Origin of the sequence: Sphingopyxis sp. (genome assembly GCF_034380315.1) — a bacterium.
Lineage (GTDB): Bacteria > Pseudomonadota > Alphaproteobacteria > Sphingomonadales > Sphingomonadaceae > Sphingopyxis.
In genome coordinates this window covers 185,619-204,815 of the sequence record NZ_JAXMPB010000002.1, presented here as the reverse complement: position 1 = coordinate 204,815, position 19,197 = coordinate 185,619, and the positions used below count along the sequence as shown (strand labels likewise).

At 62.9% G+C, this 19,197-nt stretch carries 24 protein-coding genes and 1 tRNA gene; 15 read left to right on the top strand and 10 right to left on the bottom strand.

Translation table 11 applies throughout. The features are described from left to right. Positions 1 to 6: 6 nt before the first annotated feature. From U0S50_RS04035 to U0S50_RS04025, 3 genes are all read right to left on the bottom strand, one after another. On the bottom strand, positions 7 to 1,068 hold the full coding sequence (locus tag U0S50_RS04035; protein WP_322307479.1) for a hypothetical protein: 1,062 nt from the start codon (positions 1,066 to 1,068) through the stop codon (positions 7 to 9). Positions 1,069 to 1,142: 74 nt separating this feature from the next. Next, a complete protein-coding gene (locus tag U0S50_RS04030; RefSeq protein WP_322307478.1) occupies positions 1,143 to 1,607 on the bottom strand; it encodes a hypothetical protein in 465 nt (154 codons plus the stop codon). An 11-nt stretch (positions 1,608 to 1,618) separates the two neighbouring features. Beyond that, positions 1,619 to 2,536: a hypothetical protein gene (locus U0S50_RS04025; protein ID WP_322307477.1), complete on the bottom strand. Its 918-nt coding sequence runs from the start codon at positions 2,534 to 2,536 to the stop codon at positions 1,619 to 1,621. 268 nt (positions 2,537 to 2,804) lie between these two features. Here U0S50_RS04025 and U0S50_RS04020 point away from each other — a divergent pair, with 268 nt between their 5' ends. Together U0S50_RS04020 and U0S50_RS04015 are read left to right on the top strand one after the other, a co-directional pair. After that, positions 2,805 to 4,022, top strand: coding sequence for an AI-2E family transporter (locus U0S50_RS04020; protein ID WP_416194952.1), 1,218 nt, complete (start codon positions 2,805 to 2,807; stop codon positions 4,020 to 4,022). Between the two features lie 43 nt (positions 4,023 to 4,065). After that, a tRNA-Asp gene (locus tag U0S50_RS04015) sits at positions 4,066 to 4,142 on the top strand. A gap of 110 nt (positions 4,143 to 4,252) precedes the next feature. On the opposite strand, the gene U0S50_RS04010 is transcribed toward U0S50_RS04015, so the two are convergent. From U0S50_RS04010 to U0S50_RS03995, 4 genes are all read right to left on the bottom strand, one after another. Further along, entirely contained in the window at positions 4,253 to 4,483 is a 231-nt protein-coding gene (locus U0S50_RS04010) for a DUF2842 domain-containing protein (RefSeq protein ID WP_322307476.1), read from the bottom strand. Beyond that, positions 4,480 to 5,061 carry a 5-formyltetrahydrofolate cyclo-ligase gene (locus U0S50_RS04005; RefSeq protein WP_322307475.1) on the bottom strand — a complete coding sequence of 194 codons (582 nt, stop codon included), beginning with the start codon at positions 5,059 to 5,061 and terminating at the stop codon, positions 4,480 to 4,482. The genes U0S50_RS04010 and U0S50_RS04005 overlap by 4 nt, the downstream gene beginning before the upstream one ends. A gap of 248 nt (positions 5,062 to 5,309) precedes the next feature. After that, positions 5,310 to 5,774, bottom strand: coding sequence for a cell division protein ZapA (gene zapA / locus U0S50_RS04000; RefSeq protein ID WP_322307474.1), 465 nt, complete (start codon positions 5,772 to 5,774; stop codon positions 5,310 to 5,312). Then, positions 5,767 to 6,000 (bottom strand): hypothetical protein, encoded by a 234-nt coding sequence (locus tag U0S50_RS03995; protein WP_322307473.1) that lies wholly within the window; start codon positions 5,998 to 6,000, stop codon positions 5,767 to 5,769. Before U0S50_RS03995 ends, zapA begins: the two co-directional genes overlap by 8 nt. A gap of 183 nt (positions 6,001 to 6,183) precedes the next feature. Between U0S50_RS03995 and tkt the strand changes: the two genes are divergently transcribed. The 7 genes from tkt to U0S50_RS03960 all read left to right on the top strand — a co-directional run bounded on the left by tkt (position 6,184) and on the right by U0S50_RS03960 (position 13,118). Beyond that, complete coding sequence (tkt, locus tag U0S50_RS03990) at positions 6,184 to 8,151, top strand: transketolase (RefSeq protein WP_322307472.1); 1,968 nt, start codon at positions 6,184 to 6,186, stop codon at positions 8,149 to 8,151. Positions 8,152 to 8,188: 37 nt separating this feature from the next. Further along, positions 8,189 to 9,196, top strand: coding sequence for a type I glyceraldehyde-3-phosphate dehydrogenase (gene gap, locus U0S50_RS03985; protein WP_322307471.1), 1,008 nt, complete (start codon positions 8,189 to 8,191; stop codon positions 9,194 to 9,196). 54 nt (positions 9,197 to 9,250) lie between these two features. Further along, positions 9,251 to 10,447: a phosphoglycerate kinase gene (locus tag U0S50_RS03980; protein WP_322307470.1), complete on the top strand. Its 1,197-nt coding sequence runs from the start codon at positions 9,251 to 9,253 to the stop codon at positions 10,445 to 10,447. A 240-nt stretch (positions 10,448 to 10,687) separates the two neighbouring features. Further along, positions 10,688 to 11,578, top strand: coding sequence for a fructose bisphosphate aldolase (locus U0S50_RS03975; RefSeq protein WP_416194951.1), 891 nt, complete (start codon positions 10,688 to 10,690; stop codon positions 11,576 to 11,578). 4 nt (positions 11,579 to 11,582) lie between these two features. Then, a complete protein-coding gene (locus tag U0S50_RS03970) occupies positions 11,583 to 12,020 on the top strand; it encodes a class I SAM-dependent methyltransferase (RefSeq protein ID WP_322307469.1) in 438 nt (145 codons plus the stop codon). Continuing rightward, positions 12,017 to 12,676 carry an O-methyltransferase gene (locus U0S50_RS03965; protein WP_322307468.1) on the top strand — a complete coding sequence of 220 codons (660 nt, stop codon included), beginning with the start codon at positions 12,017 to 12,019 and terminating at the stop codon, positions 12,674 to 12,676. The genes U0S50_RS03970 and U0S50_RS03965 overlap by 4 nt, the downstream gene beginning before the upstream one ends. Positions 12,677 to 12,737: 61 nt before the next feature. Then, entirely contained in the window at positions 12,738 to 13,118 is a 381-nt protein-coding gene (locus U0S50_RS03960) for a hypothetical protein (protein ID WP_322307467.1), read from the top strand. Here U0S50_RS03960 and U0S50_RS03955 read toward each other — a convergent pair. After that, positions 13,115 to 13,513 (bottom strand): hypothetical protein, encoded by a 399-nt coding sequence (locus U0S50_RS03955; protein ID WP_322307466.1) that lies wholly within the window; start codon positions 13,511 to 13,513, stop codon positions 13,115 to 13,117. The genes U0S50_RS03960 and U0S50_RS03955 overlap by 4 nt on opposite strands. A gap of 35 nt (positions 13,514 to 13,548) precedes the next feature. Here U0S50_RS03955 and thiE point away from each other — a divergent pair, with 35 nt between their 5' ends. From thiE to U0S50_RS03940, 3 genes are all read left to right on the top strand, one after another. Continuing rightward, positions 13,549 to 14,187 (top strand): thiamine phosphate synthase, encoded by a 639-nt coding sequence (thiE, locus tag U0S50_RS03950; protein ID WP_322307465.1) that lies wholly within the window; start codon positions 13,549 to 13,551, stop codon positions 14,185 to 14,187. A gap of 350 nt (positions 14,188 to 14,537) precedes the next feature. Beyond that, a complete protein-coding gene (gene efp / locus U0S50_RS03945) occupies positions 14,538 to 15,101 on the top strand; it encodes an elongation factor P (RefSeq protein ID WP_322307464.1) in 564 nt (187 codons plus the stop codon). A gap of 96 nt (positions 15,102 to 15,197) precedes the next feature. Beyond that, complete coding sequence (locus U0S50_RS03940) at positions 15,198 to 16,016, top strand: inositol monophosphatase family protein (RefSeq protein ID WP_416194950.1); 819 nt, start codon at positions 15,198 to 15,200, stop codon at positions 16,014 to 16,016. Between the two features lie 5 nt (positions 16,017 to 16,021). Here U0S50_RS03940 and U0S50_RS03935 read toward each other — a convergent pair whose 3' ends face one another. Together U0S50_RS03935 and U0S50_RS03930 are read right to left on the bottom strand one after the other, a co-directional pair. Continuing rightward, positions 16,022 to 16,597, bottom strand: a complete 576-nt coding sequence (locus U0S50_RS03935) for a YbjN domain-containing protein (protein ID WP_322307463.1) — start codon at positions 16,595 to 16,597, stop codon at positions 16,022 to 16,024. An 8-nt stretch (positions 16,598 to 16,605) separates the two neighbouring features. Further along, the gene (locus U0S50_RS03930; RefSeq protein WP_322307462.1) at positions 16,606 to 17,088 is read right to left on the bottom strand and encodes a YbjN domain-containing protein; all 483 of its coding nucleotides are present in this window, start codon (positions 17,086 to 17,088) and stop codon (positions 16,606 to 16,608) included. Between the two features lie 226 nt (positions 17,089 to 17,314). Between U0S50_RS03930 and U0S50_RS03925 the strand changes: the two genes are divergently transcribed. Genes U0S50_RS03925 through U0S50_RS03915 form a run of 3 tightly spaced genes read left to right on the top strand, consistent with a single transcriptional unit; the run spans position 17,315 to position 19,166 of the window. Further along, entirely contained in the window at positions 17,315 to 17,689 is a 375-nt protein-coding gene (locus tag U0S50_RS03925) for an NADH-quinone oxidoreductase subunit A (RefSeq protein WP_322307461.1), read from the top strand. After that, a complete protein-coding gene (locus tag U0S50_RS03920; protein WP_416194949.1) occupies positions 17,686 to 18,240 on the top strand; it encodes a NuoB/complex I 20 kDa subunit family protein in 555 nt (184 codons plus the stop codon). The genes U0S50_RS03925 and U0S50_RS03920 overlap by 4 nt, the downstream gene beginning before the upstream one ends. Beyond that, the gene (locus U0S50_RS03915; protein WP_322307460.1) at positions 18,240 to 19,166 is read left to right on the top strand and encodes an NADH-quinone oxidoreductase subunit C; all 927 of its coding nucleotides are present in this window, start codon (positions 18,240 to 18,242) and stop codon (positions 19,164 to 19,166) included. The genes U0S50_RS03920 and U0S50_RS03915 overlap by 1 nt, the downstream gene beginning before the upstream one ends. The last annotated feature ends 31 nt before the right edge of the window (positions 19,167 to 19,197 follow it).

The following is a 19,197-nucleotide window of genomic DNA, read 5'->3' as shown; positions in this document are numbered from 1 at the left end:
GACGGGTTAGTTGACGGTGGCCTGGAAGATCAGCGTGCGGGTCGCGCCAGCGGCAACGCTGGCAATCGTGCCCGATACGATCGGTGCCGCATAGCTGCCGCCCGCGACGCCATCGGCGTTACACGTCCCGCCGGTGACAGTGCCGTTGAGGCGGATCGTGCCCGCCACGAAGGACAATTGCCCCGGAACACTGTCGTTGATCGTCACCGACGACGCATCGGCCCCGCCGCCCGCATTGGCGACGGCAATACAATATTCGACCGTCGCGCCGGGGATCATCTTGGGATTGCTGGTCCCGTTGAAGGGATCCGAGACAACCCGGCTTGACTTTGTGACGGTCAGCGTGGCGGTGCGGACGGTGTAGTCGTCGGCGTCGCTGTGCGAGGCGTCGCGATTGCCGTCGTTGACGCCGATGCCATCGGCAAAGACCGTATCCTTGCCCGCCGTGTTCGCGCCGCTCGTCTGGCTGACGGCCGCGCCCTGCGTCCCGCCGCCGCCGCCTTCGAGAGCGGTGGCGCGAAGCTGGACGCCCGCGATTGCCCCGGTGGCAAGGCCCGTCGGGATATCGGCCACGACGAAAAGACGGATCGGCGTGTCGGGCGCCAGTTCGTCGATATAGGTCACGAGCGCATCGCCAGGGTCGTAACTGCCGACGGTGCCGGTCGTGCCATTGTCCCGATAGACGCGGACATTGGTGACGTTGAAGGTGTCGGTGCCGCCATGCGTGGCGGTGCCACCGACGATCTGCGATGCCGTCAACAGGAAGTCGAGTATTTCGTTCGAGCTGTTGGTCAGTTGAAAGGTCGTTACGGCGCTGGTTTCACCGGGAACAACGAATGTGGTGGCATCTGCCACTTCTTCGACAAGGAGGTTTATCTTGCGGTCGACGACAAAGCTGTTCGACGCGCTCTGCTGTCCCTGTGCGACGCCGCCGACCTGATAGTCGACGGTTGCGGTATTGGTAACGGAGGTACCCGCGGTCGTCCCGGCCGCCATGGCCGGGATGCTGGCGGCGCCCCACAGCGCCGCCAGTCCGAGAGTGCCCATGTAAGTCAGCTTGCTGGTCATGCGCTGAACTCCAAGGCTATGTCGGTTGCCTGATCCCCACCGCCGACAACCATTAAGCGGTTTGTTTCAGGAGGTTATTTGACAACCCCCCGAAACAGCAGTTTCCCGGTTCCCCCGGCTGGAATGGGCTTTTGAAACGCCCAGCGAACATGGGTGACGTCGGCGGGCTGCGCCGCGCGGCGCGATCCGTCGGCCATGGCGATGGTCAGTTCGGGAAGCGGTCCCCACTGTCTGCCGCCGTCGACCGAAACCAGGGGCTGCGAATCCCCGGCATCGGTAAATCGCACCGCCGACGGCATGGGATTGGTAATCACGAACTTGTCCGCGGCTTGGGCACCGGCGTTGCGATAGTTGAGCACGAAGACGAGTCGGTCGCCTGGAACAACGACTTTCGGTTCCTCGAGCAGAACGCGCTGGCGCCCGTTGGCGTCGGTTTGCACCCGTTCGACAAAGACGCTGTTTTCGAGCGCGACCTGATTGGCGGCCAGAGCCGGAACCGACACGAGTGTTGCGGACAAGAAGAGCAGGGCGTTACGCATGTACGTCTCCATCAATTGATAGTGGTACGGAAAGTGACGGTTCGGGTCTGTCCGCCAGCGATGGTTCCAAGAGCGACGCTGATCGCCGCGCCGTTGTAGGTGCCGGCGTCGCCGTCGGCATTGTCGGTCAGGCCGCTGCCGCCGAGCGTCATCGAGCCTGCGACATAGCTGGTGTCCGCTGGAATATTGTCGTTGATCGTCAGCCCGGTGACCGAGCCGCTTCCCGCCACATTGGCCGTGATCGTGTAGGTTATGACAGCGCCGGGCACCGGATCGCTGCCGCCAAAGGGATCGGCCACCGATGCGCTTTTGATAAGCGCCACGGTCGCGGCGGACACGGCGTAGGCGCCGCTGTCTTCGCCATCGGCACCGGTCGCGCCGACCACAGCATCCCCGCCGCCTTCGCCCGCACCGGCAAAGCTGGTGCCAGGCGTCCCGGTGCCCGTGTTGGCGGCCGCAACCAGGCTGACGATACCGCGATCGCCATCCCCAACCGTGGCTGGCGTCGCCGCGACGACGAAAATTGTCGCGCTCTGTTCGGGGTCGAGCAGCGGGCCGTTCGAACCCGCTATATATAGGGTGTCGGTCGCGGGATCGAAAACGCCATCACCATTGTCGATATAGATATGCGTGACGCTGGGATCATAATCGTCGCCGCCGGCATTCGCGATGGGTGTCAGGGTGAAGGCTTCCTGTCCGTTACCCTTGTTGGTCACGGAAAAAGTCAGCCGCTGGCTCGTCGCCCCCGGAGCTGTCGGAACGTCGGCGGGATCGTTCGATGCCACGGTGACATCGAGCAATTCGTCGACAAGCAGGTCGATCTTGTTCGAATCGACGCTTTGCGTTCCGGCCCCATTGTCGAAGCTGGCGGTGGCGGTGTTGCTGATCGTCGAACCGGCACGGGTTCCCGCAGCCTGAGCGCTCGGCACGAAGGCCGCAGCCGTCGCGGCCGCGATAATGAAAAGAGAGGATGGAAGAAGCCGATGGTTCTTCGCGCCCCCCACAGGCGCTGATACCATGTTGCATACTCCGAATGGCTGGTCCTGCGCCATTCATCCGGGAAAAAGGGAAACTTCTAGTTAAAGCGTCGGCAGGAATTGCGTTTCTGTTCCATTATGGGACGGCGAAGCGATTGGGGTGGCGCTTTCTCTGGCCGCTGGCGCCAACGCCGAAGGTCGCGTAGGAACGGGGCTGGCAATGAAAGGAGCAGGAGACGTGGCCGAGGACAGGGGGACGAGGGACCAGCGCCCGCCGCGGATCAGTCCCCTGCAACAGATCGAGATCGACGATTTCCGCCGCGATCGGCTGCTGGCGGCGTTGACGCTCATTCTGGGTGCCGCCTTTTGCCTGGGTCTTCCCTTCGCGCTCCAGGCCGGAGCGGAGTTTTTCCTTCCGCTGACCGCCGCGATCGTGATCGCGATCGCGCTGGTGCCGTTGCTCGAGTGGCTTGAACGGCGCGGCGTGCCATCCAGCCTTGCATCTTTTCTGTCGCTTGCAGCCTTTCTTGCGCTGGTCAACGCGGCCCTTGCGATCATCGTGGTGCCGGCCACGGGCTGGTTCGCCCGCCTTCCCGAATCGATCCCCCGGATTCAAAGCAATCTGGCGCCGCTGATCGACTTTTATTCGACGCTGCAGAAATTTGTCGATCGAACCTTGATGTCGGTGGCGAGCGGGACCGAGGCAACGGCGCAGGCCGTGGCCGCCACGGCGCCGACCTCGGTGGTCGATTATTTCATCTCTGCGGCGCCCGCGGCGGCGATCCAGCTTTTTTTCGCGGTGCTCGTCATCTTCTTCTTCCTGGCGGGGTGGACACGGCTGCGCAAAGGCACGATCCGCCGGCGGGGCAGCTTTGACGGTGCGATGCAGACGGCCCGCGTGATTCAGAATGTCGTCGATGCCACCGCCGATTATCTGGCCACCATTACGATGATCAACGCCGTGCTGGGCCTGATCGTCGCATTGCTGTTGTGGGCATTGGGCATGCCGTCGCCTTTCATGTGGGGCGGAATCGTCAGCATGTGCAATTTCGTGCCCTATCTGGGACCGATCGTCGCGGCTGTCCTGTTGGGACTGGGCGGTCTGATGACTTTCGACGCGGTCGGCATCGCGCTTTTGCCCGCAATCATCTTTATCGGTGTGCACACGGTCGAGGCGAATCTGATCACGCCGCTGGTGCTGGGCAAGCGTTTGACGATCAATCCCTTGCTGATTCTCGTCTCTTTGAGCTTTTGGGGATGGGTGTGGGGCGCCCCCGGTGCGTTGCTCGCGGTTCCGCTGCTGCTTATTTTGCAGACGGTACTGCAATCCACCGGGACACCGGATTTGGCGGGTTTCCTGTTCGAACGGGGCACGCTGACCACCGCGCAGGAGATGCGCGACCGATTAAATCGAAGCGAGAATGAAAGCGACGGTTGACAGGTCGGGGCGCGGCGCATATTGGCGCGTCTCCCAAGCCCAAGCGGGTGTAGCTCAGTTGGTTAGAGCGCCGGCCTGTCACGCCGGAGGTCGCGGGTTCGAGCCCCGTCACTCGCGCCATTTCCTGTCTGTTATCAGCAGGATGGCGCGCTTGGTTTCAACGAAGGTACAAGTGGACGCCGCCCCTTTTGGGGCGGCTTTCCGCGTTCAGCGGTCAGCGCTTTTCGGGTTCAGCTGCGCCAGCAGCCCAGCTCCATCCAGCGCAGCAGCGGCTTCAGCGGAAGTATCCAGACAATTCCTGCCGCCAGATAGAAAATGGCCTGAACCAGCACCGGCCAGGCGCCGACCCACGGGGACAGGCTGCCGATGATGATCGCCCAGACGAGAATCAGGGTCAGAATCATCGCCATGCCTACGGGCTTGCGCCAGCTGGGTTGGGGATTCGCGGGTTCGTTACTCACAGCCTGTCTCCAAAACGCATGAACTCCTGCTCGGTCAGCACCGCGTCCAGTGGGGCGTCGGTCGATTCGACCGGGACCGAGTCGATTTCCTGTACCGCCCACCCGATCCCGATGCGCAGCGCGCCGGGATGAGAAGCGAAGAAGCGGTCATAATGGCCGCCGCCCTGGCCAAGCCGCCCGCCTGTCCGATCGAACCCGACCAGCGGGCAAAGAATCAGGGTTGGCTGAACCTCGGCGCTGTCATCGGCGGGCTGCGGGGTGCCCCAGGGGCCTTTCGTCAAGGGAGCTGCTGGATCCCACCGCCGGAAGTTCATCGTCGCAACGCGCGCGGCGTGGTAGGGCAGGGCGATATCGAACCCGCCCAGCATGGGCAGGATGTCCGGCTCGTCACCCCAGGCGGCATAGGCGCCGACAATTTGATGTTTGCTGGCAATTGCGAGCAGGGGCGCGGGAAGGGCGCGAAACGCGACCATGCGGGCCATGTCGCCCAGTCCCTCGGCAAAATGGCGTCGCCGAAAGCGCAGTCGCTCGCGAAGTCTGGCCTTTTGCTCGACCGGGTCGGCCGACATGTCGGTCATGGCCGTCTCCGGGCTTTCTCAGGCTGCTTTCCAGCGGGTTGGCGGGACCACCATGGGGTCGTTTGCCGGAAAATCCTCTGACGCCAGTAACGTCAGGTGGGGGCCATGTACGTCGGACCAGGGTCCGGGCAGGGACGGCTCCCTTGGATGATGTATCGCCTCAGGGATATTCGCAGCGGCTCGTGCCGGGCAGTACCCGCCGCCGCCTATGTAGGCGCGCCCTGCGCCGTGCTCAAGCGCTTTGCGTGTCAGGCAAGGCGCTCGACCTCTGCCGCCAGCGTTTCGATGCGATCCGCGATCGCCAGCAGCGCGCGATCGTGGGACGGGCGCGCGGACGGGACGGTTTGCGGCCCGGCTGGCGGCGCGGCTGGCGACACGGGCTGGCTTTCCGCCGCCTTCCTGAGGGCGGCGATTTCTGCTCGAGCGTTTGCGAGCTCGCCGCGAACCTCCGCCTCGCGGCTTTCGGCGAGCGCGACGGCGGCGCGCAGCGAATCGGATTGCGGCTCGGCCTTGTTGACGCGCGCCTTTGCCTCCAGCGCTTCGTCGGCCAGCATCAGCGCCGAAAACAGCAGCTGCCGCACTTCGGTGCCGCCGGTGATGCCGCGCGCCTTTTCATCGACGATGGCGGCGAGCTGAATGAGCTGCTGCTCCTGCCCGTCGGCGCAATGGACGTCATAGGCGCGTCCGGCGATGGTCAGGCGGACATCAGCCACGATCAGCCTCCGCTATCAGTCGGTCGAGCTCGCCGATAACCGCTACAACTTCGGCTTTTAGCGCCGATTGTTCGGACGTCGGTGGTGGTATCGGCGCCGCCGCAGGGCGGCTCGCGCGATCGGACAGCGCCTTTTCGATGCGGCTGAGCGCGCGCTCGATACGCCCGATGGCCAGGCTGGATTCGTCGAGATCGAGTTCCATGCCCAACAGGTTAGCAGTCGGCACAGGCCGGTGCAATTGCCTGTCGCGACCGGCCTGTCGCCGCCGGACCGGTACGGAAGGGCGGGATTTTATGCGCCGGGCGGTTGACTCCTGTCCCCACGGCCGCAAAGGGCTTTCCGCATCACATCCGGGTGCCAGGTCGAACCCCGGCGCCCGCCCGACAGCCCAGCCAATTCCGGGGGACAAATGACACTGCCCGAACGCCAGCTCGCCAACGCGATCCGCGCGCTTTCGATGGACGCCGTACAGGCCGCGAACAGCGGTCATCCGGGGATGCCGATGGGCATGGCCGACGTTGCGACCATTCTGTATTCGGACTATCTGAAATTTGATCCGGCCGCGCCGCGCTGGGCTGATCGCGACCGATTCGTCCTGTCCGCCGGGCACGGATCGATGTTGGCTTATGCAACGCTGCACCTCGCTGGCTATGCGCATCCGACGATGGACGAGATCCGCAACTTTCGTCAGCTCAGCAGCCCGTGCGCGGGCCACCCGGAGAATTTCGAGCTCGCGGGTGTCGAAACCACGACCGGTCCGCTGGGGCAGGGGCTCGCGACATCGGTAGGCATGGCGATTGCCGAACGGCACCTCAATGCGCTCTATGGCGACGATCTGGTCGACCACCGGACCTGGGTGATCGCTGGCGATGGCTGCCTGATGGAAGGCATCAACCACGAAGCGATCGGGCTCGCCGGGCATTTGCAGCTCGGGCGATTGATCGTGCTGTGGGACGACAACAAGATCACCATCGACGGCGCCACCGACCTTTCGACCAGCGAGGATGTGCAAGCCCGCTATGCGGCGACCGGATGGCACGTCGAAAGCTGTGACGGGCATGATCCCGCCGATATTCGCCGCGCGATCGATGCGGCGGTTGCAGATCCGCGCCCGTCGCTGGTCGCCTGCCGCACCGTGATCGGCTTCGGCGCGCCCAACAAGCAGGGCACGTCGGCGACCCACGGCTCGCCGCTCGGTGCCGATGAAATCGCCGCCGCGCGCGAAGTGCTTGGCTGGACGGCCGAACCGTTCGTGATCCCGGCCGACATTGCCGAGGCGTGGAAAGGCTTCGGCGCGCGTGGTCGATCGGCACATGCCGAATGGTCGGAACGCCTTGCAAATAGCGAAGAGAAAAAGGAATTCGAAGATCGACTGGCCGGAAATGTCGTGCCCGGCGCGGCCTTCAAGGCTTATGTTGATTCGCTGGTCGCCGAACCGCCGAAGGTGGCAACGCGCAAGGCGTCGGAAAACACCCTGACGGCGCTGACGGCCGATATCGCGTCGCTGATCGGTGGAAGCGCTGACCTGACGGGTTCCAACAATACCAAGACTTCATCAACCAAGCCGCTGACAAAAGGCGATTATTCTGGGCGCTATATTTATTATGGCATCCGCGAGTTCGGCATGGCTGCGGCGATGAACGGCATGGCGCTGCACGGCGGCCTTATCCCCTATGGCGGCACCTTCCTCGTGTTTGCCGACTATTGCCGCGCCGCGATCCGCCTGTCGGCGCTCCAGCGTCAGCGCGTCGTCTATGTGATGACCCACGACAGCATCGGGCTGGGGGAAGATGGCCCGACGCACCAGCCGATCGAGCATCTCCAGTCGCTACGCGCGATGCCGAACCTGCTCGTGATGCGCCCCGCCGATGCGGTCGAAACCGCCGAATGCTGGGCGCTCGCGCTCGCGCAGCAGGCGCGACCGACTTTGCTCGCGCTGACCCGTCAGAATCTGGCGCCGCTGCGTCATGACGTCACGGAAAACCTGTGTGCCAAAGGCGGTTATCGCCTCCGCGCCGCGGCGGCTGCGCGCAAGGTCGTGCTGGTCGCAACCGGGTCGGAAGTGTCGTTGGCGCTGGATGTGGCCGACAAGCTTGAGGCCGCGGGCCAGGGCGCCGACGTGGTTTCGATGGTCTCGACGGAATTGTTCGACGAACAGGATGCCTCCTATCAGGCCGATATCCTGCCTGATGATGCGCTGATCGTCTCGATCGAGGCAGGCACCACCTTTGGCTGGGAACGCTACACCGGCCGCGACGGCCTGCGTTTCGGCATCGACAGCTTCGGCGCCTCGGCCCCGATCGACGACCTCTACTCGCATTTCGGCCTGACCGCCGACGCAATCACCCCCCAGATCATGGCAAAGCTCGGCGCGTAAGCACCGGCGATACCCCTCGCAGAAAGGACGTTTCGACATGGCAGTAAAAGTCGCAATCAATGGTTTTGGACGCATTGGCCGCCTGGTGGCCCGCGCCATCCTCGAACGCCCGGATTGCGGGCTCGAACTGGTCGCGATCAACGACCTTGCCGACGCCAAGGCCAATGCGCTGCTGTTCAAGCGCGACAGCATCCACGGCCCGTTCCCCGGCGATGTGTCGGCGGATGGCGACACGATGGTGGTGAACGGCAAGGCGATCCGCGTGACCAAGGAGCGCGACCCCGCCAACCTACCGCATGCCGAACTCGGTATCGACATCGCCCTGGAGTGCACGGGTCTCTTCACCGACGCCGAAAGCGCGGGCAAGCATCTCGCCGCCGGTGCAAAGCGCGTTTTGATCTCCGCGCCGGCAAAGGGCGTCGATCTGACCGTCGTTTACGGCGTGAATCATGACAAGCTGACCGCCGATCACAAGATCGTTTCGAACGCCAGCTGCACCACCAACTGCCTTGCCCCGGTTGCCAAGGTGCTGAACGACAGCGTCGGGATCGAACGCGGCCTGATGACGACGGTGCACGCCTATACCAACGATCAGAAGATCCTGGACCAGATCCACAGCGACATGCGCCGCGCGCGTGCCGCGGGCATGTCGATGATCCCGACCACTACGGGCGCTGCCCGCGCGGTCGGTGAAGTCCTGCCCGAACTGAAGGGCAAGCTCGACGGTTCGGCGATCCGCGTCCCCACCCCGAATGTCAGCCTGGTCGACCTGACCTTCACGCCGAAGCGCGACACGAGCGTCGAAGAGGTCAATGCGATCCTGAAGGATGCGGCCGAAGGCGCGCTGAAGGGCGTCCTGGCCTTTTCCGACGAACCGCTGGTATCGATCGATTATAACCACTGCCCGGCCAGCTCGACGATCGACAGCCTTGAAACGGCGGTTCTCGAAGGCAAGCTCGTTCGCGTCGTCAGCTGGTACGACAATGAATGGGGCTTCTCGAACCGCATGGTCGATACCGCCGGGGTGATCGCGAAGCTGATTTAAAGCTGTCTATGTGCCCCCGCTTCGGCGGGGCACAACGACAATTGGAGCAAGAATATGGCCGATTTCAAGACCCTCGATGACATTGGTGATGTGACGGGGAAGCGGATACTGGTCCGCGTTGACTTGAACGTCCCGATGATCGACGGTGCGGTCAGCGACGCAACGCGGCTTCAGGCCGCGGTGCCGACGATCCGCGAATTGTCGGCCAAGGGGGCGATCGTCCTTTTGCTTGCCCATTTCGGTCGCCCCAAGGGTGCCAAAAATCCGACCCAGTCGCTCAGCCTTGTTATGGGCGGCCTGGAAGACGTGCTCGGCCATTCGGTGATGTTCATCCCCGATTGCATCGACGAAGGGGCGAAAGCCGGGATCGCCGTGCTGGCTCCCGGTGACGTTGCGGTGCTTGAGAACACACGCTTTCACCCGGGCGAAGAAAAGAACGACCCCGCTTTTGCTGACGCGCTGGCTGAAGTCGGCGACATCTATGTCAACGATGCATTTTCCGCCGCCCATCGGGCGCATGGCTCCACGGAGGGGGTCGCACGGCGACTTCCGGCTTTTGCCGGACGCGCGATGGAAACCGAGCTGAAGGCGCTCGACGCCGCTCTTGGCAATCCCGCGCATCCGGTCGCCGCGGTGGTGGGCGGTGCCAAGGTTTCGACCAAGATCGACGTCCTGCGCAATCTGGTCGGCAAGGTTGACCATCTGATCATCGGCGGCGGTATGGCAAACACCTTCCTTGCTGCGCGCGGGGTTGATGTCGGAAAATCGCTTTGTGAACATGACCTTGTCGATACCGCCAACGCGATCTTCGACAGTGCGGATGCTGCGGGCTGCACCATCCACCTGCCGTATGATGTCGTGGTGGCTAAGGAATTCGCTCCCAATCCGCCGACCCGCACCGTCAACGTTCACGAGGTCGCGGCGGACGAGATGATCCTCGACGTTGGCCCCGCCGCCGTCGAAGCGCTGGGCGATGCCATCAAGAATTGCCGTACGCTGGTATGGAACGGCCCGCTTGGCGCGTTCGAAACCCCGCCGTTCGATACGGCGACTGTCGCGCTGGCACGAACCGCCGCGGCGCTGACCCGCGAAGGGTCACTGACCTCGGTTGCCGGCGGCGGCGACACCGTGGCGGCGTTAAATCATGCTGGGGTCGCGGATGATTTTACTTTTGTTTCAACGGCAGGCGGCGCTTTTCTCGAATGGATGGAAGGCAAGCCGTTGCCAGGGGTGGAAGCGCTGGCGCGATAAGCGCTGATCGGGCACCAGCCTGTTTTCGGCAATGTACTTGGCGGTCGAAGACGCCGCGATTTCGATCGTCAGTGGTATCGGAGAGTGTCACGCGGTCCAGCGGCATCCGATCGACGTGATATGCCGCGCCTGTTTCAGGCGCTGAGATTATTGGGCAATACCCGCCGCCCGCGCATTGCATCCGATCGGGCGGGGGGCTATGCGCGCCATCACATACGTATGCAAATAACCGGAGACGTTATGACGACCGCCAATGCCGAGATGCTGGAACAGATCAAATCGGGGCAGGGCTTTATCGCCGCACTCGACCAGAGCGGCGGTTCGACGCCCAAGGCGCTGAAGGGCTATGGTATCGGAGAGGATGCCTTTTCCAATGACGAGGAAATGTTCGGCCTGATCCATGCTATGCGCAGTCGCATCGTGACCGCGCCCTGCTTCAACGGCGAAAAGGTCATCGGTGCGATCCTGTTCGAGCGCACCATGGATGGCGAAGCGGACGGAAAAGCGGTGCCGACCTTGCTTTGGGAACGCGGCGTCGTACCGTTCCTGAAGGTCGACAAGGGGCTGGAGACCGAGGCCGATGGCGTTCAGTTGATGAAGCCCAATCCGGACCTCGACGCATTGTGCGAGCGTGCGGTTGCGAAGGGTGTTTTCGGCACGAAGATGCGCAGCGTCGTAAACCTCGCCAACCCTGCCGGGGTGAAGGCGATTGTTGAACAGCAGTTTGCGGAGGCGGCACGCATTGCCGGGCATGGCCTGGTTCCAATCATCGAACCCGAAGTGAATATCAAGAGCGGCGAACGCGATGGTGCGGACCGGCTGCTGCTCCAGGAACTGACCGCGGCACTCGACAATTGGGACGGCGCCCCGGTGATGCTGAAACTGTCGATTCCCGCCGAGGCGAATTTGTTCGCTTCGCTGGTCGATCATCCCAAGGTGCTGCGCGTCGTTGCCCTGTCGGGCGGCTTCGCCCGCCCCGAGGCTTGCGCCGAACTGGCCAAAAATCGCGGTATGATCGCAAGCTTCAGTCGCGCGCTGCTCGAAGATTTGCGGCACCAGATGGACGACGCCCAGTTCAACGCCTCGCTTGGCGGTGCGATTGACGAAATTCACGCGGCCTCGGTCGCCTAACGACATGGCCGCGGCGCTTTCGCCCCGGCTTCAGCAAATAGTGGAAGCCCTGCCGCTTGCGGCGGGGCTTCGTATTTTGGAGATAGGGTGCGGTCCGGGCGCCGCGTCGCGCGCCATCGCTCAGCGGATCGGCACGGGACATATCCTCGGGATCGACCGATCGGCCAAGGCCATCGCCCAGGCGGCCGCGCAATCGGCCGAACTGATTGCGTCCGGGCGGATGTCCTATCGGCATGTCGCCATCGAGGATCTTGAACTGGAACCGGGGGAGGCGCGTTATGATTTCGCCTTTGCCGTTCGTGTCGGAGCGCTTGACGGCCGCCATCCCGCAGCGGGCCTTGCTGCCACCACCCGGCTGAAGGCCGTGCTGAAGCCCGGAGGGCGCCTGTTCATCGATGACGGCAATCCCCTTCGCGAGGTTGATATCGGAGGCGGGGTATGAACGAGCCGACCTGGAGCGCGGTCGATGCATATATCGGCGACAAGCTGCTCGGCGATGATCCTGCCTTGTCCGCGGCCTTGGCTTACAACCGCGAGCAGGAGCTTCCGCCGATCGACGTGTCTCCGGCTCAGGGAAAGATGCTGTTCCTCCTGGCCCAGATGGCGGGTGCACGTCATATCCTGGAGATCGGGACGCTCGGAGGATATTCGACGATCTGGCTTGCGCGGGCGCTGCCCGATGATGGCCGGGTCGTGACGCTGGAAATCGATCAGCGCCATGCGGATGTCGCGCGGACCAATCTGGAACAGGCCGGGCTGGCGGACAAGGTCGATATTCGGGTGGGGGACGCGCATGACAGCCTGGCGGCGATGGTCGGTGAACCGCCCTTCGACTTCGTGTTCATCGACGCCGACAAGCAAGGAAATGCCGCCTATGTCGATGCCGCCATCCGCCTGGGACGGCGGGGTGCGACGATCGTTGTCGACAATGTCGTGCGCGAAGGTGGCATCCTTGACCCCGCAAGCGACGATCCCCGAATAGAGGGCACCCGGGCCTTGTTCGACATGCTGGCGGGCGATCCCAGAATCGACGCGACCGCGGTGCAGACGGTCGGCGTGAAAAAGTGGGACGGTTTCCTGTTGGCGCGCCTTTGCTGACCCACGCCTTGCGCGTTCGGATCACATCCTTATGCTTTTGGGGATGGGAAGGGGGTCTTTGATGTTTCGCAATTTCCTGTTTCTGGCGGGTGTTGGTATCGCGCTGGTGGCGATGCCCGCCTCGGCGGCCAAGCGTCCCGAGCTTCGCGGGGTCATGGATAATATTTTCGCCTTCCTCGACCTGCCGGACGAGGTGCTCCGCGAACTGGATGCCACGAATCCAACTATCGGTGTGTCGGTCGATGTCGATCCGCAGGGGCGTGCGGTGTCCTGCGTGCCGGCCGTGGGGAAGGGCCCCGCCTATCGGGTCGCGGCGTGGTTCTGCGGCAAGCTGCGAGAACCAGGCAGGGTTCCCTTCATTCCGGCGATGGACGATAATCGTCGGCCCGTTGCCGGGAAATGGTCGCTATACATGAAGTGGTCGAATATTGAGCGGCGCTAGAATCCGCCGTCGAAACGCATCGAAAAACGATAATCGGCAGGAGCGATCACGCTGTCCGCCCTCTTGGCAGGAAGAACCGATTCGAGCAGCAGGCTGCCGTCGGCGATCTGCGAGCGTTCGCCGAGCGTCACTTCGAAGGGCTTTTTCTCGCCCGTCGGACGCAGCCACAGCATTTTGACGCGCACCCGGCCCGCCCAGACGCATAGCGTGCCGACGGGGCAGCGACTGTCTTCCAGCACCGCGACCGGCTGGATGATCGGGCCGTCGGCAAAGGCCGCCTGGCCCAGCGCGACGTTGCGCCCATTGGGAAGCGGGGTCGGTTGATTGGTGGTGGCGCAGCCCGACAGGGTCAAGGCGGCGAGCGCGGAAGATAAAAGGGGCAATGCGTTCTGCATTTGCCCGCCAATGGCAGCATCGCTATGAACCCGCCATGACCACGATCACCTGCCAGCTTTACCTGATTTCGCCGCTAGATGTGGGGGAGGATTTCCCCGCCAAACTTGCCGAAGCCCTGTCCGCTGCGCCGGTCGCGGCGTTCCAGTTCCGGGTCAAGGGGGTGAATCAGCATGAGGCGGCTCGGCTAGCGGAACCCCTTCAGGCGATTTGCGCCGACCACGACGTCGCTTTCATCGTCAATGACGATATGGCGCTGGCCAAGCGGATCGGTGCCGACGGCGTGCATCTGGGGCAGGGCGATGGCGACCCGCGGGAAGCGCGGCGCCTGCTCGGCCCCGATGCGCAGATTGGCGTTACCTGCCATGCAAGTCGGCATCTGGCGATGGACGCTGGAGAGGCGGGAGCGGACTATGTCGCGTTCGGCGCCTTTTTCCCGACCACGACCAAAGAGGTGGAGCATCGCGCCGAACCCGAAATTCTGCGCTGGTGGCAGGGATTGTTCGAACTGCCCTGTGTGGCGATCGGCGGCATAACGCCGGAGAATGCCAAGTCGCTGGTCGATGCGGGGGCCGATTTTCTGGCTGTATCGAGTGCGGTCTGGACCCATGCGGAAGGGCCCGGTGCCGCTGTGCGCGCATTTGACGCGATTTTGTCAGCTCGGCCTATTGACTAGGCGGCGTTCCGCACACCCCGCATGGGGCGAGGGGAGCTTGCGGCGGCTTCGCGGCCTGCGCTCCACCCGAACAGACCGGCACAGGGGGCAGAGCCGCGGAGCGGTTTCGTATCGACCGGTCGAATGGGGGCGGGGCTGCATTTGGTGGTCATCATGCGTTGCTCTATGACAGCGGGCCTTCCCCGGTTATTGGATCGATGCGACAAAGCCGTTTCAGCGGGGCGCTTTTGGCGCAACGGTCCAATCGGCTTGCCTCTGACGTTTCTGGAAGCTAAGGGGCCGCTTCTATGACCGGCGCGCCGATGCGCGTCGGCGGCTCTTTCCATCCTTGTTGAATGTGAGTGTGCGCGATGAAGATCACCGGCGTTGAAATCCGTCCCGGCAATATTATCGAATATGAAGGCGGCATCTGGAAAGTCACCAAGATCCAGCACACCCAACCGGGCAAGGGCGGCGCCTATATGCAGGTCGAAGCCAAGAATCTGATCGACGGCCGCAAGCTGAACAATCGCTTCCGCAGCGCTGATACGGTCGAAAAGGTCCGTCTCGACACCAAGGATTTCCAGTATCTGTACGCCGAAGGCGACGATCTGGTGTTCATGGACAAGGATACATACGAGCAGATCATCATTTCCAAGGACGTCGTCGGCGAAGCCCACGAATTCCTGCAGGACGGTATGGAGGTTGTCCTCGAACTGTGGGAAGAGCGCCCGATTTCGGTCGAACTGCCCGAACAGATCGAAGCCACGATCGTTGAAGCCGACGCCGTGGTGAAGGGACAGACCGCATCGTCGTCGTATAAGCCCGCGATTCTCGACAATGGCGTGCGCGTGATGGTGCCGCCGCATATCACCAGCGGCACGCGCATCGTGGTCAACGTCTATGACCGCGAGTATGTCCGCCGCGCGGATTGACGAAGATCACCCCCGCCAAGGCTGGGGTCGTTATGGATTGATATTGCCGACAGCGATCCCGGTTCTCGCCGGGATGACGTGTTGGAGGGAAGCATTATGGCCATTTCCGGCATCATTACCGTTATGGAACGCGCCGCGCGCAAGGCCGGCACCAAGCTGCGCCGCGATTTCGGCGAAATCGAACATCTGCAGGTGTCGCAAAAAGGGCCGGCGGATTTCGTGTCCAAGGCCGATCAGGCCGCCGAGCGTACGCTGTATGACGAACTGACCCATGCGCGTCCGGGCTGGGGTTTTCTGATGGAAGAAGCAGGCGAGATCGAGGGGGACCCCGGCAAGCCGCGCTTCATTATCGATCCGCTCGACGGCACCTCGAACTTTTTGCACGCCATTCCGCAGTTCGCGATTTCGATTGCCGTGCAGGAGCCCAAACTCGGCGGCGGCTGGGGCGACATAACCGCCGGGCTGATCTACCAGCCGATCACCGACGAAAGCTATTGGGCAGAGCGCGGCCGTGGCGCATGGTTGCACGACCGGCGGCTGCGGGTATCCTCGCGGCGCAATCTTAACGAAAGCCTGATCGCCACCGGCATTCCCTATATGGGGCACGGCAATATGGCTCAGTGGAGCCGGATTTTCGGTGCGGTCGCCCCCGAAGTCGCGGGCATTCGTCGCTTTGGAGCGGCCAGTCTCGATTTCGCCTGGGTCGCAGCGGGGCGTTTCGACGGTTTCTGGGAAAGCGACCTGTCGATCTGGGATGTCGCCGCCGGCATGTTGCTGGTGCGCGAAGCCGGCGGTTTCGTCAGCGATTTTCGCGGTGGTGATCGCGCGATCGAGCGCAGCGAATTCATTGCGGGCAGCGGGGCTGTCCATTCCAAGCTGCAAAAGCTTGTGGCGGGCGCACTGCGCAACGCCTGACCGACTTAATCGGTCTTCCCCGTTCCTGGCGTCTTGGCGCTGGGGCGGGGATTCGCCCGTTCGAACACATATTCGTCGAACCGCGACATCAACTCGAGCCAGATGTCGATATTGTCCTTGAACAGGTCGCTGGACATCGGCCTGCCGTCGAAATTGACGTCCATTTCCAGAACAGCGTCGCCGTCACCGTCAACATAGGCGCGTCCAAATCGGTAATCGCGCGACCATGCGTTGATCCGCTCCAACGGAAAGGGGCGACCGATGGTGAAGCCGATATAGAATTGGATGGCCGAGCAGGGCGTCGCACGCACGCCTTCGCCGCAATCGAAAAAATAGACCAGAAATTTCCGGTCCTGATAACCGGACACAATGTAGCGATCGCCGCTTTCGTCGGTCTTGATCTCTGCCGGACGGTCGGCTGCCTTGAGCGCTTCGGCGATGGCGTGCGGTTCGGGGTGGACCTGGCCGGTCGAAGCCTGCGCGGCCTCTGCTGCACGCGCTGGGCGTTCGGCATATGCGGACTGGGTGATTGCCGCCGCCAGCGACAACCCCAGAACGCGCCGTCTCCACCCCTCTCGCATCGATGGTCCTATTTTTCGAAAATGAACTCGCGGTACGAATCCATCAGCGAAGCCCAAGTGTTGAAGCTTTCGCCGACATTCTCGCGCGGAAGGCCCGCGAAATCGAGGTCCACGTCCATTTCCAGCACCGGGTCGCCATCGCCGTCGCGATACGCGCGCGCAAAGCGCTTTTCTTTGTTCCACTGGTTGAGCCGTTCGAGGTTGACGTCCTTGGCGTCGCTGAACCCCATATAATATTGCAGCGTCTTGCAATTCTTGTTCTCGGTGCAATTCATGAACAGCACCAGGAACTTCAGGCCGTCGCGGTTGCTTTCGATATAAGGGTCGTCGCCGTCCTTGCTGACGAGCGTGGCGGGCCAGCCACGCGATTCGATTATCTTCTTAATCGTATCGGGGTTGGTCGCATTGACCAGTTCGGCCTGTGCCGGCGTAGCAGCAAAAAGCGCGGCAGCGCTGGCCGCGACAAATGTACCAAAGGCAAAATCTCGCATGAAAACTCCCCAGAATTGAACCCGGTCCGGGATAGCCCGGCCTCGCAACCCGCAGTCGGCCTATCACAGTCGGGTCGGGCCTCGCCAGCGCCCTTTCTCCCGGCCAGCGCAAAGGGCATAATTTCCTGCCCGCAGTGCTTGCGACCTGTGGCGCGCTGGCCTAAAGCGCCCGCAACGAAGGGTGGCCGACCACCCCGATAGTTGCACAACTGGACTGCGAGTTCCCATGGTCGATCTGACGCAATATCTGCCGATCCTGATCTTTTTGGTCATCGCCCTAGGTCTGTCCGCCGCGTTCGTCTTTCTCCCCATGGGGGTGGCAAGGCTGACGGGCGCGCACAAGCCCGACCCGGCCAAGCTGACGGAGTATGAATGCGGCTTTCCCGCTTTTGAAGATGCCCGCAGTCAGTTTGACGTGCGATTCTATCTGGTCGCCATTCTGTTTATCATTTTCGACCTGGAGGCCGCCTTTCTCTTTCCCTGGGCGGTTAGCCTGGAAGAGATCGGCTGGGCCGGTTGGGCGACGATGATGATTTTCCTGGCCGAACTTGGTGTCGGCCTGATTTACGCATGGAAGAAAGGGGCGTTGGATTGGGAATGAGCAACAGCACCATCCTGATGCCCGGCCAGATGCCGGTGGCGCCCGGGACTGATCCCGATATGGGCTATTTTAACGATCTCAATAACGAGATCGGCGACAAGGGCTTTCTCGTCACCTCGACCGAGGATCTGTTCAACTGGGCGCGTACCGGTTCGCTCTGGTGGATGACCTTCGGTCTCGCCTGTTGTGCGGTCGAGATGATCCACGTCAACATGCCGCGTTATGACATGGAACGGTTCGGCGCCGCGCCGCGCGCATCGCCGCGCCAGTCCGACGTGATGATCGTCGCGGGCACTTTGTGCAACAAAATGGCCCCGGCGCTGCGCCGCGTTTACGACCAGATGTCGAACCCCAAATATGTCATTTCGATGGGCAGCTGTGCCAATGGGGGCGGTTATTATCATTACAGCTATTCGGTGGTGCGCGGCTGTGACCGTATCGTGCCCGTGGACATCTATGTCCCCGGATGCCCGCCGACCGCCGAGGCTTTGCTCTATGGCGTGATGCAATTGCAGCGGAAAATCCGCCGCACCGGGACGATCGAACGCTGATGACCCATCCCGCTCCCCTTGTTGCCCGCCGCGAAGGCCTGGGCGCCGATCTGGCGAAATTGCTGGGCAAGGATTTGCTCGCGCATGATTTTGCCGCCGACGAAGACAGCGTGACGGTGCGCCGCGAAGCCATCGAAGGCGTCATGGTGATGCTGCGCGATGAGCTGGAATATCAGCAGCTTATGGAGATTGCCGGGGTCGATTATCCCGACCGCGCCGAGCGGTTCGAGGTTGTTTACCACCTGCTGAGCGTCACCCGGAACCACCGCCTGCGCGTCCGCGTCGCGACCGATGAGGCGACCCCGGTGCCGACGATCGTGACGGTATGGCCGGTGGCCGGCTGGCTCGAACGCGAAGTGTTCGATATGTATGGTGTTCTGTTTGGTGGCAATCCCGACCTGCGCCGTATTTTGACCGATTATGGCTTTCAGGGACACCCGCAGCGCAAGGATTTCCCGCTGACCGGCTATGTCGAGATGCGCTATTCCGAAGAGGATAAGCGCGTCGTTTACGAACCGGTGCGGCTGGCGCAGGATTTCCGCAGCTTTGACTTCCTCAGCCCGTGGGAAGGCGCCGATTATGTGCTGCCGGGCGACGAAAAGGCCGGCGGAACCGGCGAGGCGCCGGGCAAGGGCGCCCCGACCCCGATGACCGCCAAGCAGGTGGAAAAGGCGGACGAGAAGGCCGCCGGCAAGGCTGTCGATGCCGAAAAGGCGCCGCCGCCGCCGACGCCGAAGACCACCGATAGCCCCGCGCAGACCGGTGCGGGCGCGAAGGCCGACAAGGCCGCCGCCAAGCCGAGCAAGGATGGCGCCAAGGCGAAGGCTTCGGCCAAGGCCAAGACGCCGGCAACCGCCAAGGCCGAAAAGGCGCCCGCCAAGCCGCGCAAGCCCAAGGCGCCCAAGGATTCAGGAGGTGACGCATGACCGACGCTCCGCAGGTCAAGCATCACGGCAG